Below are 15,210 nucleotides of genomic sequence, written 5' to 3'. Positions count from 1 at the left end.
CTAAAGACCCAGATAGGCCCGCTTCAGTTCCGGATCCTCGCGCACCTGCGCGGCCGGGCCGGACAGCGCGAAGCCACCATTCTCCAGCACGTAGGCGCGGTCGGCGATATCCAGCGACTGCGCCACGTTCTGCTCCACCAGCATGATCGCCAGGCCCTCAGAATGCAGTCGGCGGATCAGCCCGAACATCTCTTCCACCAGCAATGGCGACAAGCCCAGTGAGGGTTCGTCCAGGATCAGCAGCTTCGGTTCCGCCATCATGCCGCGGCCGATCGCCAGCATCTGCTGCTCGCCACCCGAAAGCGTACCGGCCGCCTGCGCCACGCGCTCCTTGAGCCGCGGGAAGGTGAGGAAGACACGCTCCAGGTTGCGCGCACGGTTCGCCTTGGCGCGGCGGTAGGAACCGAGCTCCAGGTTCTCCCGCACGGTAAGGTTCGGGAAGATCTTGCGCCCCTCCGGCACCTGGATCAGGCCGAGGCCCATGATCTCGGCCGGCGAGCGGCCGGTGATGTTCGCGCCTTCGAATCGCACCTCGCCGGCGCGCGGCCTGACGAGGCCGCTGACCGCCATGTTGAGCGTCGTCTTGCCGGCGCCATTGGAGCCGAGCACGGCCACGATCTCGCCCGCGCCGACCTGCAGCGAGACGCCTTCCAGCACGCGGGTCAGGCCGTAGCCGGCGACGAGGTCGCGCACCTCAAGCATGGGCGCCGCCGTCTTCGGGCGGCCGATCCAGGCCTCCGGGCCTGACGGCCCTCCGGTCATCGGACGCCTGCAGCCGCGTCGCCGCCCCGTGCCCGAGATACGCCTCCACCACGGCGGGATCCCGCACCACCTCGGCCGGCGTGCCGCCCGCGATGATGCAGCCCTGCGAGAGGACATGCACCGCGTCGCAGAGGTTCATCACCGCCTGCATCACGTGCTCGATCATCAGCACGGTGACGCCGCTGTCACGGATGGAGCGCACCACGGGGACGATGTCGCGCACCTCGGAGGGGTTGAGGCCGGCCAGCACCTCGTCCAGCAGCAGCAGCTTCGGGCCGGTGGCCAGAGCCTTGGCGAGCTCCACGCGCTTGCGGCCGGCAACGGTCAGTGCGGCGGCCGGCTTGTCGAGCTCGCCGGCAAGGCCGACACGCCCGGCGACCTGCTCCGCCACCGCGATGGCGTCGGCCCGACGCTTGTGGCGCAGGAAGGCGCCGACGGCGATGTTCTCCCGCACCGAAAGCCCGGCGAAGGGCTGCACGATCTGGAAGGTGCGCGCGATGCCCTCGCGCGCCAGCAGGTGCGGTGCGCGCCCGGTGATCTCCTCGCCGCGCCAGAGCACGCGGCCCGCGGTCGGCTTCTCGAAGCCGGAGACAATGGCGAAGAGCGTGGTCTTGCCGGCGCCGTTCGGCCCGATCAGCCCGGTGATGCTGCCTTCCTTGACCGTGAAGCTCGCCTCGGAGACGGCGAGCAGGCCGCCGAACCGCTTGGAGATGCCGTGGACGGAGAGGAAGGCGGGATCCGGCTCGATCATCGCCGGCCCCGCCAGTGACGGATCAGCGAAGGCAGGTCGCGCGGCGGGAAGCGCACGACCAGGATGAGCAGCACGCCGAAGATCACCAGGTCGAGTCCGGGGATCCGGCCGACCAGGGTCTTGGTGAACTCCGAGAGGCTGTGCAGCACGATGCCGCCGAAGACCGGGCCGAACACCGTTCCGGCGCCGCCGATGATCGGTGCGAGGAGTGCCTCCACGCTGATCCAGGTGCCATAGGCGATGGTGGAATCGAGGTACAGGAAATACTGGGCATAGAGCGCGCCGGAGGCACCGGTGATCGCCGCCGAGAGCGCGATCGCCGAGAGCTTCACGCTGAGCGCATCCACCCCGAGCGCGCGGGCCGCGTTCTCGTTCTCCCGCACGGCGACGAGCTGCGCGCCGAGGCGCGAGCGTTCCAGCGCGCGCGTAACGACCAGCGCCACGACGACCAGCGCCAGCGCCACCCAGTAGAAGGTCGCACGCGACTCGAACTGGAAGTTCTCTGGCCGCACATCGAGCTTGATGAGGATGCCGGCGGCACCGCCGGTGATCTCGGTGGCATTGGCCAGCACGCGGAACACCTCGGCGAAGGCCAGCGTGACCAGCGCGAAATAGCTGCCGCGCAGCCCTGAGCGGAAGGAGAGCGCACCGATCACCCAGCCCACGGCGGCGGCGGCGGCGATGCCGATGCCGAAGCCGAGATAAGGGCTCACGCCAAAGCGCACCTGCAGGATCGCCGTGGCATAGGCGGCCGTGCCGAAGAAGGCGGCATGGCCGAAGGAATACTGCCCGCCATAGCCGCCGAGGATGTTCCACCCCTGCGCGGCGAGGCAGATGATCAGCGTGAAGACCGCGAAGTTCAGCCAGGTGCCGGCCGTGACGAAGAGCGGCAGCAGCGCCGCGACGGCGGCGAAGATCGCGATCGGCACAAGATCCCTGCCGGTCACGCCTTCGCCCCGAACAGGCCGGTCGGCCGGAACAGCAGGACCAGGATGAAGATGATGAAGATGCCGATCTGGCCGAGGCTGTCACCGAGGTAAAGGCCGGAGAGACTCTCCACCACGCCGATGAACAGCCCGCCCAGCAGCGCGCCCGGCACGCTGCCCATCCCGCCCAGCACCACGATGGTGAAGGCCACCAGCACAAAGGCGTTGCCGACGCGCGGGTTGACGTAGAAGAAGGGCAGCAGCAGGCAGGCGGCGACCGCCAGGCAGGCCGTGCCGATGCCAAAGGTCACTGCATAGACGTGCTTCACGTCGATGCCCACCAGCGCCGCGCCGGTGCGTTCCTTCGCCACCGCGCGGATGGCGCGGCCGGTATCGGTCATCGTCAGCAGCACGAACAGCACCAGCGCGACCAGGAAGGCGACGCCGAAGCCCACGACGCGCGGAAAGCCCAGCAGCATCGGGCCGAGCTCCACCACCTCCATCGCATAGGGCACCTGCACGGAGAGCGTGTCGGAGCGGAAGATCGCCAGCATCACGTTCTCGATGACGATCGACAGGCCGAGCGTGACGAGCAGGATATTGGAATCCTCCCCCCGGCTTGCCGGCATGATCACCAGCCGCTGCACCGCGTAGCCGAGCACGAAGAAGAGCGGCACCAGCGGCAGGATCGCGACATAGGGATCGAGCCCGAAGACCTGCCATGCGACGAAGGCCGCATACATCGCCATGGTCAGCAGCGCGCCATGGGCAAAGTTGATGATGTGCAGCACGCCATAGACCAGCGTGAGGCCAAGGGCGACCAGCCCATACACGGCCCCGGTGAGGAGGCCGTTCAGCACGGCCTCCGCGACGATCTCTGGCGGGTAGGACGGCAAGGTCCGTTACGCGGGCGGCCAGGGGAAGATCGGCCGGGCGTCGGCGAAGTCGGCCGGGAAGATCACCTTGATGTCGCCGTTCTGCACCTGGGTATTCACCGCCTGGCCCGCCTGGTTCTGGCCGTTGACGAAGTTCGTCGGGCCATAAGGCATGACGTGCCGGTCGAAGCTGCCGCCGGTCGCCGCCAACGCGTCGATCACCGCCGCGCGGTCGGCCTTTCCGGCCCGCTCCAGCGCATCCGCCACCAGCATGACGGCGGAGTAGTTGAGCGGCGTGTTGTAGAGCCAGAAGCGGCCCTGCGCTTCCACCTGCCGGCGCAGCTCCGCCGTCTTCGGCTTGCGCGGATCGGGCCAGTGGTTGACGTCCATCACCAGGTTCGCCGCGTCGGGGAATTCCTTCACGAAGCGGAAGTTGGAGGCGGCGCCGTTCAGCACGCAGTAGATGCCCTTCGGCCGCACTCGGCGCTGCTGCAGCGTGCGGGAGAGCAGCACGAACTCGGCGTAGTAGCTCGACGGGATGATCAGATCCGGGTTCAGCGCCCGGATGCGCAGCGCGATGTTGGACATGTCGCGCGCCGGCGTCGGGTGGCTGATCGTCTCCAGGATCTCGAAGCCGCGCTTTGGCAGCTCGGTGTTCATCAGCCGCGCCATGCCGGAGCCGAACAGGCCATCCTCATGCACCACCACGACGGTCTTCGCCGGCTTGCCGGCGGCGTCGTTGATGGTCACCAGGTTGTCGAGCGCGCCGGCGGTCACCTTCCCGAAGCCGGGGCCGAAGCGGAAGGTGTTCTTCAGCCCGCGGCTGACGATCTGGTCGGAGACGCCGACATCCACGACATAGGGCAGGTCGTAGCGCGAGGCGGCCTGGGAGGCGGCGAGGCAGATCGGCGAAGCGAAGCCGCCCACCACCGCCACCACGCCCTCGCCGTTCATCCGCTCGACCTCGGCGGTGCCGCCCTCGGGGTTCGAGCGGGCATCGCCGAACACCATCTCGATCTTCGCGCCACCCAGCGCCTTGATGCCGCCGGTGTTGTTGATCTCGTTGATGGCCAGCTCGGCGCCGAGGCGGCCGTACTCGCCATCCTGCGCCAGCGCGCCGGTCACGGGCTGCAGGATGCCGAGCTTGATCGCGGCCGGCTGGGCGCCTGCGATGCCAGGTGCGGCAAGCACGCCGGCGGCGCCGAGCAGCACGGCGCGGCGGCCGGGGGTGAAGGCTGTCGTCATTCTCGTGTTCTCCCCGTTGTTTGGACGCGACTTGGCCCGGTTCCGGGCGCGCCCCCGCCCGGTTTCTGCGCCGAGCCGCCGCGAGAGGCAAGATGTTGTCCGGACGGGTTGCCCCCGGTCGGGCCGGCGCGCGGAAAGGTCGGGCCGGGCGCGTTGACGTCCGGCCGCCTCCCCCCTAACCGGACGATCGAAGCCGTCACCCGGGGAGGCAAGGCCAGATGCGTTCGTTCGAGGGGCAGTTTTCCGACAACCGCCCGATCCGCCGTTCGCCGCAGGAGAAGAAGAAGCTGCTGGCGGAGCTGAAGGAGACGCTGGCCAACCTGAAGCCGCAGGCCGCGCCCTCCATGCGCACCACGCTGCTCGCGCGGATCAAGGAGCTGGAAGCCGAGGTCGCCGCCGAGGCCCCGCGGCGGCGCTGAGGCTTCCACCGCGCCCGCCGGGCGCCTAGCCTCCGCGGGATGATCCCGCCCGCCCCGCCGCCGAGAAGCGACGCGAAGCGCGCTCTGGCCGGCATGGGGCTGATGGTGCTGTGCTGCCTGTTCTTCGCCGGCATGGGCGCCTGTTTCCGCGGCGCTATGCGGGAGGGGCTTCCGGTGCCCCTCCTGCCCTTCGTGCGCGGCGCGCTCACCATGCTGATCGTGCTGCCGTGGATGCTGCGCCGCGGCCTCGGCGACCTGCGCACGCGGCGGCCCGGGGCGCACCTGTTCCGCGCCGCGGCGGGGCTCACCGGATTTTTCCTGCACATGCTGGCGATCCTCTGGCTGCCGCTGGCCGATGCGGTGGCCATCCTGCATGCGCGGCCGCTCTGGGCGCTGCCGCTGGCTTTCCTGATCCTCGGCGAGCGGATCGGCTGGGACCGCGCCATCGCCGCGGCGGTCGGCTTCGCGGGCGTGCTGATCATCGCCGGGCCCCAGGGGGATATGGCTGGCGAGATCTCGGCCGGGACGCTGGCGGCGATGGCCGGCGGCGTCACCGGCGCGCTGGTGCTGATCTCGATCAAGATGCTGTCGGCCACCGAGCCGCCCGCGCGCGTGGTCGCCTGGTATGCGATCGCCAGCGTCGTGGTGTGGGGGCCGGTCTCGGCGCTGGTCTGGGTGACGCCCTCCTGGATGGCGCTGGGGCTGCTGGTCGCGGGCTCCCTGCTGGCGATCGGCGGGGATTTCTGCGCCTCCTGGGCGGTGCGGCGGGCGCCGGTGGGGCTGCTGGCGCCGATCGAGTATGTGCAGATCCCGGCCGCGGCGATGCTCGGCGCGCTGTTCTTCGCCGAGGCGCCGGGTTGGCCGCTGCTGTGGGGGACGATGCTGATGGTCGGGGCAACGCTCTACATCGCGCGGAGCGCCGGACGATGAGCGACGAGACGGTCTTCGCGCCCGGCTTCACGACAACCCCCTGGTGGTGGGAGGCCGCGCCACCGCCGCCACCCGTGCCGGTGCCGCTGCCCGATGCGGCGGAGGCGCTGGTGATCGGCGGCGGCATTGCCGGCCTCTCCTGCGCGCTGGAGCTCGGCCGCGCCGGGGTGAAGGCGCTGGTGCTGGACCGCAAGGCGATCGGCTGGGGCGCCTCCTCGCGCAACGGCGGCGCGCTCTCGGGGGCGGGCAGCCTGGGGCGTGCGAAGTCCGACATCACCAAGGGGCTCGATGCAAGCCTGCTGGCCGAGATGGTGGAGGAGGCGGAGGCGAGCTTCGACGCGCTGGACGCGCTGATCGCGCGCGAGGGCATCGACTGCGCCTGGCGCCGCTGCGGCCGCTTCGTCGCCGCGCATACCGAAGGCGCCGTGGCGACGCTGGCGAAGCGCGCCGATCTGCTGAACCGCACCGAGCCCGGCTCCGCGGAGCTGCTGCCGCGCGCGCGGCTGGCGGAGGAGCTGGCGACGCCGCACTACCATGGCGGCCTGGTCATCGCGCGCGCCGGCGGGCTGCATCCGGCGCGCTATACGCAGGGGCTCGCCGCCGCCGCCGCCCGCCACGGCGCGATGCTGGCCGGTGGGGGCGAGGTTCAGGGGATCGCGCGCGACGGCGGCCGCTTCATCGTCGCGACTTCGGCCGGCGCGGTGCGGGCACGGCATGTGATGGTGGCGACCAACGGCTACACCGGCCGCGCCACGCCATGGCACCGCCGCCGCGTGATCCCCGTCGCGAGCTACATGATCGCGACCGAGCCCCTGGGGCCGGAGCGGGTGCAGGCGCTGCTGCCGAAGGCGCGCGTCTATGGGGACACCAAGAAGATCCTCTACTATTTCCGCCCCTCGCCGGATGGCGAACGCATCCTGTTCGGCGGCCGCGCGACGCTGTCGGACACCGATCCGCGCATCGGCGCGCGCTGGCTGCACCGGCACCTGCTGCACCTGTTCCCGCAGCTCGCCGGTGTGCGCATCACCCATGGCTGGAAGGGCAATGTCGCCTTCGCCTTCGACATGCTCCCGCATGTCGGCGTGCAGGATGGCGTGCATTTCGCTCTTGGCTGCAACGGCAGCGGCATCACCACCATGACGCATCTGGGCGGCGTCGCGGCGCGGATGATGCTGGGCGGCGACAACCGGGCGTCCGCCTTTGCGCGGCTGCCGCTCACCACCCTGCCCTTCTACAACGGCACGCCCTGGTTCATGCCGCTGGTGACCGGCTGGTACCGATTGAAGGACCGGCGCGATGGCTGGCGGGTGTAGGCGGCCTGCCGCACGAACGGGCAGCGCCTGCCCTCGCATGCCGCAATCGCGTCGCGGGCGCCACCGGCCCGCCCGGCCGGGACCGTGACAGCCCGCAATTGTTCGGTATGTTGCGCACCACAAGCCATGGCGCCTGGGAGGCCCCGCAACGCCTGCGGGCCGGCGACCGTGGTCGCGCGCACGGATCGGTTCCGATTCAAACGAAGGGAGATGAGAGAATGCTGCTTCGACGTCGCCACCTGATGGCCACAGCCGCTGGCGCCGCGCTGGCCCTGCCGGCCATGCGCACTGGCCACGCCCAGACTGCGCTCCGCTTCAGCCTCGACTGGGCGCTGCAGGGAAACCACGGCATGTGGGCGCTGGCCGAGGATCGCGGGATCTACCGCCGCGAGAACCTCGCCGTCCGCATGGATCGCGGCTTCGGCTCGGGCGATGCGATCGTGAAGGTCGGGTCTGGCGCTTACGACCTCGGCTTTGCGGACCTCTCCGGCGCGGTGAAGTTCAATGCGGAAAACCCGCAGAACCGCCTGGTGATGATCTATCCCGTCTTCGACCGCACCGCCGCGGCGCTGATGACGCTGGCCGGGCGCAACATCAACAAGCCGCAGGACGTGGCCGGCCGCAGCCTCGGCGCGCCGGAGGGCGAGGGCAGCCGCATGCTGTTCCCCGCCTTCGCGCGCGTGGCGGGCATCAACACCAGCGGCATCCGCTGGACCTCGATGGCGGCCAACCTGCGCGACACGATGCTGCGCACCGGCCAGGTGGATGCGGTGACGGGCTTCCTGTTCACCGTGCACTTCAACCTGGTCGGCCTCGGCATCCCGGAGGACCAGATCCTTGGCTGGCCCTATGCGGAGAACGGCCTGGACATCTACGGCTCCGGCGTCTTCGCCCGCGCCAGCTGGCTGGAGCGCAACGGCGAGACCGCTTCGCGTTTCGTGAAGGCCTCGATCGACGGGCTCAAGCTGCTGCTGAACGACGTGCCCGGCGGCATGGCCGCGCTGAAGAAGCGCGAGCCGCTGTTCGACGAGGCGCTGGAAGCCCGCCGCTTCGCGATGACGCGCGACCGCTCCATCCTGACGCCGAACAGCCGCGCCCACGGGCTCGGCCATGTGGACATGGCGCGCGTGCAGCAGCTGATCCAGGTGAATGCTGAGGCGCTGGGCGTGGCCAATCCGCCGAAGGCCGAGGAGTTCTTCACCGACCGCTATCTGCCGGCGAAGTCGGAGCGCATGGTCTAGCCCGCGATCGCCCCAGGTGTGCACGCCACAGGCGGGCACACCGGGGCGTGCATCGCCGGCTCGAAAGGGCTAGGCCCCTTCCCGGCCCACCCCTCCCCCCTCGCGGGGGAGGGAGGCACTTGAAGCAAGGCTGCACGCAATGACCAAAATGCTGATCACCGGCGCGCGAGTCCTGACGCCAGATGCACTCTCGGCGCCGTTTGCCGAGGTGCTGGTCGAGGACGGTCGTATCGCCGCGGTGCTGCCGCCGGGAACGAAGGTGGACGACGCGGCGCGGCACGACGCCTCGAACCGCCTGGTCATCCCCGGCCTGGTCAACGGGCACACCCATGGCCATGGCGGCCTCGGCAAGGGCGTGGGCGACAAATGGGACCTTGCGCTGCTGCTCGCGCATGCGCCCTGGATCAATGGCGGTCGGTCGGTCGCCGACAAGCGCCTTTCCACCACGCTGACCGCCGTGGAGATGCTGAAGAAGGGCTGCACCGCCGCCTTCGACCTCGCCTTCGAACCGCCCTGCCCCACCCTCGACGGGCTGGACGCGATGGCCGAGGCCTATGCCGAGGTGGGGCTGCGCGCGGTGCTGGCGCCGATGGTCGCCGACCTCACCTTCTTCGAGGCGACGCCCGGCCTGGTGGAGAGCCTGCCGGAGGCGCATCGCGCACGCGCCGGCGGCATGCGCATGGCCTCGGCCGAGGAGATCCTGGGCGTGATCGGCGCCGCGGCGAAGTCCTGGTCGCATGGCGGCAAGGGCATCCGCCTCGGCTGCGCGCCGACCATCCCGCTGCATGGCAGCGACGCCTTCCTGACCGGCTGCCGCGCGCTCTCGGCCGAGCATGGCCTGCCCATGCAGAGCCATGTGGCGGAATCGCGCTACCAGGCGGCGGGCGGCGAGATCCGCTACGGCGGCGCGACGCTGCTCGAGCATATGGACCGGCTTGGCCTGGTCGGGCCGTGGTTCAGCGTGGCGCATGGCGTCTGGCTGACCCAGGGCGACCTCGAACTGCTGGCGAAGCGCGGCGGCGGGCTGTCGCACAATCCCGCCGCCAACATGCGGCTTGCCTCCGGCCTCGCGCCGGTGCGCGCGGCGATCCGCGCCGGCGTCACGGTCGGCATCGGGACCGACGGCTCCTCCTCCTCCGACAACCAGAACATGTTCGAGGCGATGCGGCTGGCCGCCTTCGCGTCCCGCCTGTGGGAGGATGCCGAGGATGATGACTGGCTCGGCACGGCGGAGACGGTGCGGCTGGCGACCGTCGGCTCCTCGAAGCTGCTGGGGCTGGAGGGCGGGACGATCGAGCCCGGCAAGGCGGCGGATCTGGCGCTGCTCGACCTCGCCCATGTCAACTGGGCGCCGCTGAACGATGCGGCGAACCAGCTGGTCTGGACCGAGGATGGCAGCGCGGTCGCCGATGTGATGATCGGTGGCCAGTGGAAGCTGCGCGACCGCAAGGTGCTCGGCCTGGACGAGGCGAAGCTTGCCCGCGATGCGCAGGAAGCCGCTGACCGGCTGCGCGGCGTGAATGTAGAGGCGCGCGCGTGGTGCGAGGAACTCGCCCCGCATGTCGCCTGCCATTGCCGGGCGCTTGCGAAGGGCTGGACGCGCAGCAAGCGCCTGCTGCGCGCCGACTAGCTCCTCCTTTTCGCAAGGGGCCCTCCCCCGCACCTGGGAGTCGGCAGCACTGCTGCCGGCGCCGCGGCCGAGGCAACGCAAGGCGCCTCTTGCGCAGGCTGGTCGGGCTGGGGGAAACCCTTCCCAAACAGCTTCCGGGGCCCGCCCGACATGCCTGAAATCCTCGCCGATCTGCTGATCACCGGCGGCACTGTCGTCAACGAGACATCCCGCTTCACCGCCGACGTCGCGGTGAAGGATGGCGTGGTGGTGTTCGTCGGCCATCCTGCGCTCGCGCCGAAGGCGGGGCGCACCCTCGACGCCAGGGGGAAGTTCGTCATCCCCGGCGCCATCGACGTACACACGCACATCCGCGAACCGGGCATGTCGCACAAGGAGGACTGGACCACCGGCACGCGCGCCGCGGCCGCCGGCGGCGTGACCACCGTCTTCGACATGCCGAACACCGACCCGCCGGTGTGGTCGCTGGAAGCGCTGGCGATGAAGCGCGAGGCCGCCGAGCGCCAGGCGATGGTGAACTACGGCCTCTACGGGCTGCTCGACGAGCGCAACCTGGATGCGCTGGAGCCGCTGGCAAAGGCAGGCGTGATCGGCTTCAAGCTGTTCTACGGCAACACCACCGGCAACCTGCCCGCGCCGAACGATGGCGCGGTGCTGGAAGGCTTCGAGATCCTGGCGGAGCTCGGCCTGCGCTGCTCGATCCACGCCGAGAATTCGCCCATGCTGTTCTGGCGGGAGAACCGGATGAAGGCGGCCGGGCGCGACGACGCCTTCGCGCATCTTTCGGCGCGCGCCGACATCGTGGCGCTGGAGAGCCTCAACCGTTCGATCGTGCTGTCGGAGTGGACGGGCGCGCGCATCCACATCGTGCATGAGAGTTGCATGCGCTCCATTCCGGTCATCCGCGACGCCAAGGCGCGCGGCGTGCCGATGACGGTGGAGACCTGCCCGCAATACGTGCTCATCGCCGCGGAAGACCTCACCGGCGATGCCGGCCGAGTCGCGCGCCTCAACCCGCCGATCCGCGAGGGCCGCCAGCGCGAGCCGATCCTGCAGGCATTGCTCGATGGCACCATTGATATTCTCGGCACCGACCACGCGCCGCATGCAATGGAGGAGAAGCAGCGCCCCTCCTTCTGGGACAATGCCTGCGGCTTCCCCGGCGTGGAAACCTCGATGCGGCTGATGCTCACGCTGGTGCATGAGGGCCGCATGAGCCTGGAGCAGTATGTCCGCATGGCCGGCGCGGCGCCGGCGCGCGCCTTCGGCCTCTATCCGCGCAAGGGCGTGGTGCAGCCCGGCGCCGATGGCGACCTCGTGGTGGTTGACCCGGCGAAGCGCGGCATCATCCGTGGCGCCGCGCTGCACAGCGAGCGTAGCCGCTTCACCCCCTTCGAAGGCATGGAGACGGTCGGCGCGCCGGTCGCCACCGTGGTGCGCGGCCGGGTCGTGATGCAGGACGGCCAGGTGCTCGACGCTCCGGGCTGGGGCCGGATGGAGCGGCCGGAGATGGCCAAGCCGGAGCCGCGCAACCTCGCCACCACCACCAAGGCCATCCTGCGGAAGGATGCGCGGCCCTGGTAGCATCGGGAGCCGGCGATTCACGCCCTGGCGTGCCCGCCTGCGGCGTGCACACCCAGGGCGATCGCGGGCTAAGCCTTGAACCCGGTGGCGACCACGTAGAGTTCCGCGCTGTCCTTGCGGCTCGCCGGCGGCTTGGCGTGGCGCACCTGGGCGAAGCGCTGCTTCAGCGTCGCCAGGAAGGCCTTCTCGGACCCGCCCTGGAACACCTTCGCCACGAAGGCGCCGCCCGGCGCCAGCACGCGCAGCGCGAAATCCAGCGCCAGTTCGGCCAGCGACATGATGCGCAGATGGTCGGTCGCGCCATGCCCGGTGGTGTTCGGCGCCATGTCCGAGAGCACCAGGTCGGCCTGGCCGCCGAGCTCGGCCTCCACCGCCGCCTCGGCCTCAGGGTCCTGGAAATCGCCCTGCAGCAGCATCGCGCCCGGCACCGGGTCCACCGCCAGCAGGTCGAGCCCGACCACCCGCCCGCGGTCGCCGACCTTGCGCACCGCCACCTGCGTCCAGCCGCCAGGCGCCGCGCCCAGGTCCACCACCCGCCCGCCTGGCTTCAGCAGGTGGAATTTCTCGTCCAGCTCGATCAATTTGAAGGCGGCGCGGGAGCGCCAGCCGGCGGCCTTCGCCGCCTGCACGTAGGGGTCGTTGAGCTGGCGCTCGAGCCATCGCTGGCTCTGCGCGCTGCGGCCCTTGGCGGTGCGAAGCCGTGTCGCGAGCGAGCGGCCGCCTGTCGGAGTCCTGGTCATGCCGGGAGATATCGCGCTTCAGGCCTGGCCGTGAAAGCCCGTGCCGCGCGGCATGTAGCGGCGGGGGCCCATCCGGTCGGCCCGCATCAGGCGCAGCAGCATGCCCTCCCGCAGGCCGCGATCGGCCACGGTCAGCCGCGGCACCGGCCAGACCCGGCGGATTGCGGCATAGACGGCGCAGCCTGGCAGGACGAACTCCACCCGATCGGGCCCGACGCAGGGATGCGCCGCCAGCCCGTCCCGCCCGAGCGCGAACAGGTCGCCGAGCGCCTGGTCGGCTACCTCCGCATCCAGCGTCTGGCCATCCACCAGCGGGCGACGGTAGCGCGGCAGCGCCATGGCGACGCCGGCCAGGGTCGTCACGGTGCCGGACGTGCCCATCAACCTGACCCCGCCGGCGCTTATCTCCTGGGCGATCCGGTGCACGGCGTCGAAGCCGGCCAGCTTCTCCGCCACCTCGTCCACCACCGCGTGGAAGCCGGCCTCGGTGAAGCAGGAGGGGCCGCAGCGCTCGGAGAGGGTCACCACGCCGACCGGCACCGAGATGTAGCCGATAAGCTCCGGCGCCCCGCCCTGCGGCGGGATGCGGATCCAGGCGATCTCGGTGGAGCCGCCCCCGATATCGAACAGCAGCGCACGCCGGTCGCCGCGCTCCATCAGTGGGGCGCAGGATTCCATGGCGAGTTCCGCCTCCTCCCGCGCCGAGATGGTACGCAGCCTGAGACCGGTCTCGCGTTCGACTCGGGCCAGGAAGGCTGGCCCGTTGGTGGCGCGGCGGCAGGCCTCGGTGGCGACCGCCTGCAGGGCGCGGACGGGGCGCCGGGCGAGCTTGTCGGCACAGGCGCGAAGCGCCGCGAGCGCCCGCTCCATCGCCGGTTCCGCAAGCTGGCCGGTGACGACCAGGCCTTCGCCGAGGCGAACGATACGGCTGAAGCTGTCCACCACGCGGAACCCGCCCGCCGCCGGCGCGGCGACGAGCAGGCGGCAATTGTTGGTGCCGAGGTCGAGCGCCGCGAAAGCGGGCGCCCCCTGCTCACGGCGCCGTGCACCACCGGAGTCACGGTGGCCGGAGCGGGGATCGGTCGGGATGGCGGGGAAGGCGTCTTGCGGCATGGTGGTGGCGGCGTGCTCCCGGCGCGGTCGCGTGTGGGCCGCGGCGGGCCGGAGGCGATTTGTCATGATCCGGCGATGTCGCCTTCGGGGCAAGGCATTTCCGCAACCCGACGGTGGCTGGGCTGTTGCCCGCATACGGGTGCTGTGGTAACCCCCGCGCCCACGCCGGTTATGGCGTGTCCACCGGTTGGTGGGGGATAGTTTAACGGTAGAACTCCCGACTCTGACTCGGGCAGTCTTGGTTCGAATCCAGGTCCCCCAGCCACGGCCCGCGTAGGACCCTGAAAAACCTGATCGCACGCAGACCGGCCAACCCGCTGGAGGTTGGTCTTGCGCCTAGGTGTCCCACAAAGGTCCCACATCGGGTCCCACATCTCTCGCAAAAATACTGTATACTGCTATCGTAGGCGCCTTCCGGTTGAGATCGGCGGCGAGATAGTCGTCTCGATTTCGACTCGAAATTTCCGGGAGGCTGAACATCGGGCAGCCCTGCTGGATCATGCGTTCGGCAGCGCCCTCAGGCGAGCTAAGCGAGTGACAGACCTGACCAACGCAGACCTTAACGCGATCCTGCGCGGTTACCTCAGGGAAGCTCTGGACGAGGACCGGGCGGCACGCCTCGCCGCACCTGCCGGTGCTCCCGTTGTCGGCTGGGGCGATCCCGAGACAGAAGACGAGGTCGAAGCCGACTTAGAGATGGTAGACGGCCTTCTCGCTGACGCCAGGGAGGCGCTGGCGCGCTGAGACGTTCAGAGCGTATCGGATACGGTTACAGAAATGATGGAGCGCCATTGCGTCCACGAGGAGCAGCGACGCTCACTCGCCCTGGGCCTCCTTGAGACCAAGGTCCAATTCTATGAGGAGGTGAAGCAGCGCACGAAGGGCATGGGAAACCTGTGGCTGGACGCTGGTTCACATCCTGGCGGGGCCATATCGGCGCCGGGGGGGGAGCCATATCGGTGCCAGTTGCCCCGGTGACCCCTGCCATTCTCTCTGCCCCGGCTCCGCTCGGTTCTGCGCTGGTCGAGCCGTTCTTCGTTCACCGCGAGACGATAGGCGACATCTCCCACCATGACATGAGCCAGGAACGGACCACGCTGCGGTTGTTCCTCGAAGTCTGCGGCGACAAGCCTGCCGATGCCTACACCCGTAGCGACGTGACCCGCTTCCTAAACACCATGCGACGCATGCCGGTCCACTACGGCAAGTCGCAGAAGGACAAGGGCCGGGCAGTCGTGGACATCATCGCGGAAGCCGACGCGAAGGAAAGCAAACGGCTATCCGACAAGACGGTGAAGCGGCACCATACCGCCCTGTCGCAATTCTTCCGCTGCGCCATGGACGAAGGCCATATCGCCGTTGCCCAACATGGCGAACTCGTTGGCAAGCACCGGTTCCGCGAGGAGCGAAAGGCGCGGGATCAGCGAGACACGTGGACGCCGGAAGAACTGCGCGCACTGTTCGCATCGCCCGTTTGGACCGGCTGCCATCCACACTTTCGCACCCAGCCGGGAGACCAAGTCATCGGCGACGCCAAGTTCTGGCTGCCGATCCTTGCCCTCTATCATGGCGCCCGCTTGGAGGAGCTAGGAGCCTGTCCTTGTAACGGGTGATGAGGCTCGACAGGTAGGGCGCGGGGTGATTCGCTCTTCGGCATGAGGAAGAGCTTCCGGCCGTGGAG

15 protein-coding genes, 1 tRNA gene and 1 pseudogene are annotated in these 15,210 nt (G+C 69.9%); 10 read left to right on the top strand and 7 right to left on the bottom strand.

What is annotated here, in order from left to right:
- The 5 genes from ACESM1_RS26065 to ACESM1_RS26045 are packed head-to-tail and all read right to left on the bottom strand — an operon-like array spanning window position 1 to window position 4,559.
- Window positions 1-702, bottom strand: a complete 702-nt coding sequence (locus ACESM1_RS26065) for an ABC transporter ATP-binding protein (RefSeq protein WP_372624151.1) — start codon at window positions 700-702, stop codon at window positions 1-3.
- On the bottom strand, window positions 695-1,513 hold the full coding sequence (locus ACESM1_RS26060; protein WP_372624150.1) for an ABC transporter ATP-binding protein: 819 nt from the start codon (window positions 1,511-1,513) through the stop codon (window positions 695-697). Before ACESM1_RS26060 ends, ACESM1_RS26065 begins: the two co-directional genes overlap by 8 nt.
- Window positions 1,510-2,460, bottom strand: coding sequence for a branched-chain amino acid ABC transporter permease (locus ACESM1_RS26055; RefSeq protein WP_372624149.1), 951 nt, complete (start codon window positions 2,458-2,460; stop codon window positions 1,510-1,512). Before ACESM1_RS26055 ends, ACESM1_RS26060 begins: the two co-directional genes overlap by 4 nt.
- Window positions 2,457-3,299, bottom strand: coding sequence for a branched-chain amino acid ABC transporter permease (locus ACESM1_RS26050; protein WP_372624148.1), 843 nt, complete (start codon window positions 3,297-3,299; stop codon window positions 2,457-2,459). Before ACESM1_RS26050 ends, ACESM1_RS26055 begins: the two co-directional genes overlap by 4 nt.
- Before the next feature lie 42 nt (window positions 3,300-3,341).
- On the bottom strand, window positions 3,342-4,559 hold the full coding sequence (locus ACESM1_RS26045) for an ABC transporter substrate-binding protein (RefSeq protein ID WP_372624147.1): 1,218 nt from the start codon (window positions 4,557-4,559) through the stop codon (window positions 3,342-3,344).
- 218 nt (window positions 4,560-4,777) lie between these two features.
- Between ACESM1_RS26045 and ACESM1_RS26040 the strand changes: the two genes are divergently transcribed.
- The 6 genes from ACESM1_RS26040 to ACESM1_RS26015 all read left to right on the top strand — a co-directional run bounded on the left by ACESM1_RS26040 (window position 4,778) and on the right by ACESM1_RS26015 (window position 11,676).
- Window positions 4,778-4,978, top strand: a complete 201-nt coding sequence (locus ACESM1_RS26040) for a hypothetical protein (RefSeq protein ID WP_372624146.1) — start codon at window positions 4,778-4,780, stop codon at window positions 4,976-4,978.
- Window positions 4,979-5,017: 39 nt separating this feature from the next.
- Complete coding sequence (locus ACESM1_RS26035) at window positions 5,018-5,908, top strand: DMT family transporter (protein WP_372624145.1); 891 nt, start codon at window positions 5,018-5,020, stop codon at window positions 5,906-5,908.
- Window positions 5,905-7,221, top strand: coding sequence for an NAD(P)/FAD-dependent oxidoreductase (locus tag ACESM1_RS26030; protein WP_372624144.1), 1,317 nt, complete (start codon window positions 5,905-5,907; stop codon window positions 7,219-7,221). Before ACESM1_RS26035 ends, ACESM1_RS26030 begins: the two co-directional genes overlap by 4 nt.
- Before the next feature lie 218 nt (window positions 7,222-7,439).
- On the top strand, window positions 7,440-8,462 hold the full coding sequence (locus tag ACESM1_RS26025) for an ABC transporter substrate-binding protein (protein ID WP_372624143.1): 1,023 nt from the start codon (window positions 7,440-7,442) through the stop codon (window positions 8,460-8,462).
- Window positions 8,463-8,601: 139 nt separating this feature from the next.
- A complete protein-coding gene (locus tag ACESM1_RS26020; RefSeq protein ID WP_372624142.1) occupies window positions 8,602-10,092 on the top strand; it encodes an amidohydrolase family protein in 1,491 nt (496 codons plus the stop codon).
- A gap of 150 nt (window positions 10,093-10,242) precedes the next feature.
- Window positions 10,243-11,676 carry a dihydroorotase gene (locus tag ACESM1_RS26015; RefSeq protein ID WP_372624141.1) on the top strand — a complete coding sequence of 478 codons (1,434 nt, stop codon included), beginning with the start codon at window positions 10,243-10,245 and terminating at the stop codon, window positions 11,674-11,676.
- Between the two features lie 68 nt (window positions 11,677-11,744).
- Here ACESM1_RS26015 and ACESM1_RS26010 read toward each other — a convergent pair whose 3' ends face one another.
- Both ACESM1_RS26010 and ACESM1_RS26005 read right to left on the bottom strand, forming a co-directional pair.
- Window positions 11,745-12,416 (bottom strand): RlmE family RNA methyltransferase, encoded by a 672-nt coding sequence (locus tag ACESM1_RS26010; protein ID WP_372624140.1) that lies wholly within the window; start codon window positions 12,414-12,416, stop codon window positions 11,745-11,747.
- Window positions 12,417-12,434: 18 nt separating this feature from the next.
- Window positions 12,435-13,529 carry a Ppx/GppA phosphatase family protein gene (locus ACESM1_RS26005; RefSeq protein WP_372624139.1) on the bottom strand — a complete coding sequence of 365 codons (1,095 nt, stop codon included), beginning with the start codon at window positions 13,527-13,529 and terminating at the stop codon, window positions 12,435-12,437.
- A 191-nt stretch (window positions 13,530-13,720) separates the two neighbouring features.
- Here ACESM1_RS26005 and ACESM1_RS26000 point away from each other — a divergent pair.
- From ACESM1_RS26000 to ACESM1_RS25985, 4 genes and pseudogenes are all read left to right on the top strand, one after another.
- Window positions 13,721-13,794, top strand: a tRNA-Gln gene (locus ACESM1_RS26000).
- 59 nt (window positions 13,795-13,853) lie between these two features.
- A pseudogene (locus tag ACESM1_RS25995) lies at window positions 13,854-14,045 on the top strand (DUF6538 domain-containing protein); the annotation flags it as partial.
- 18 nt (window positions 14,046-14,063) lie between these two features.
- Window positions 14,064-14,273: a hypothetical protein gene (locus tag ACESM1_RS25990; RefSeq protein ID WP_372624176.1), complete on the top strand. Its 210-nt coding sequence runs from the start codon at window positions 14,064-14,066 to the stop codon at window positions 14,271-14,273.
- A 230-nt stretch (window positions 14,274-14,503) separates the two neighbouring features.
- On the top strand, window positions 14,504-15,142 hold the full coding sequence (locus tag ACESM1_RS25985) for a hypothetical protein (RefSeq protein WP_372624138.1): 639 nt from the start codon (window positions 14,504-14,506) through the stop codon (window positions 15,140-15,142).
- Window positions 15,143-15,210: the final 68 nt, after the last annotated feature.

The organism is Falsiroseomonas sp., assembly GCF_041690465.1.
GTDB lineage: Bacteria > Pseudomonadota > Alphaproteobacteria > Acetobacterales > Acetobacteraceae > Falsiroseomonas.
Note: the sequence above shows the minus strand (reverse complement) of the source record. Positions and strands in the feature narration are given on the sequence as shown.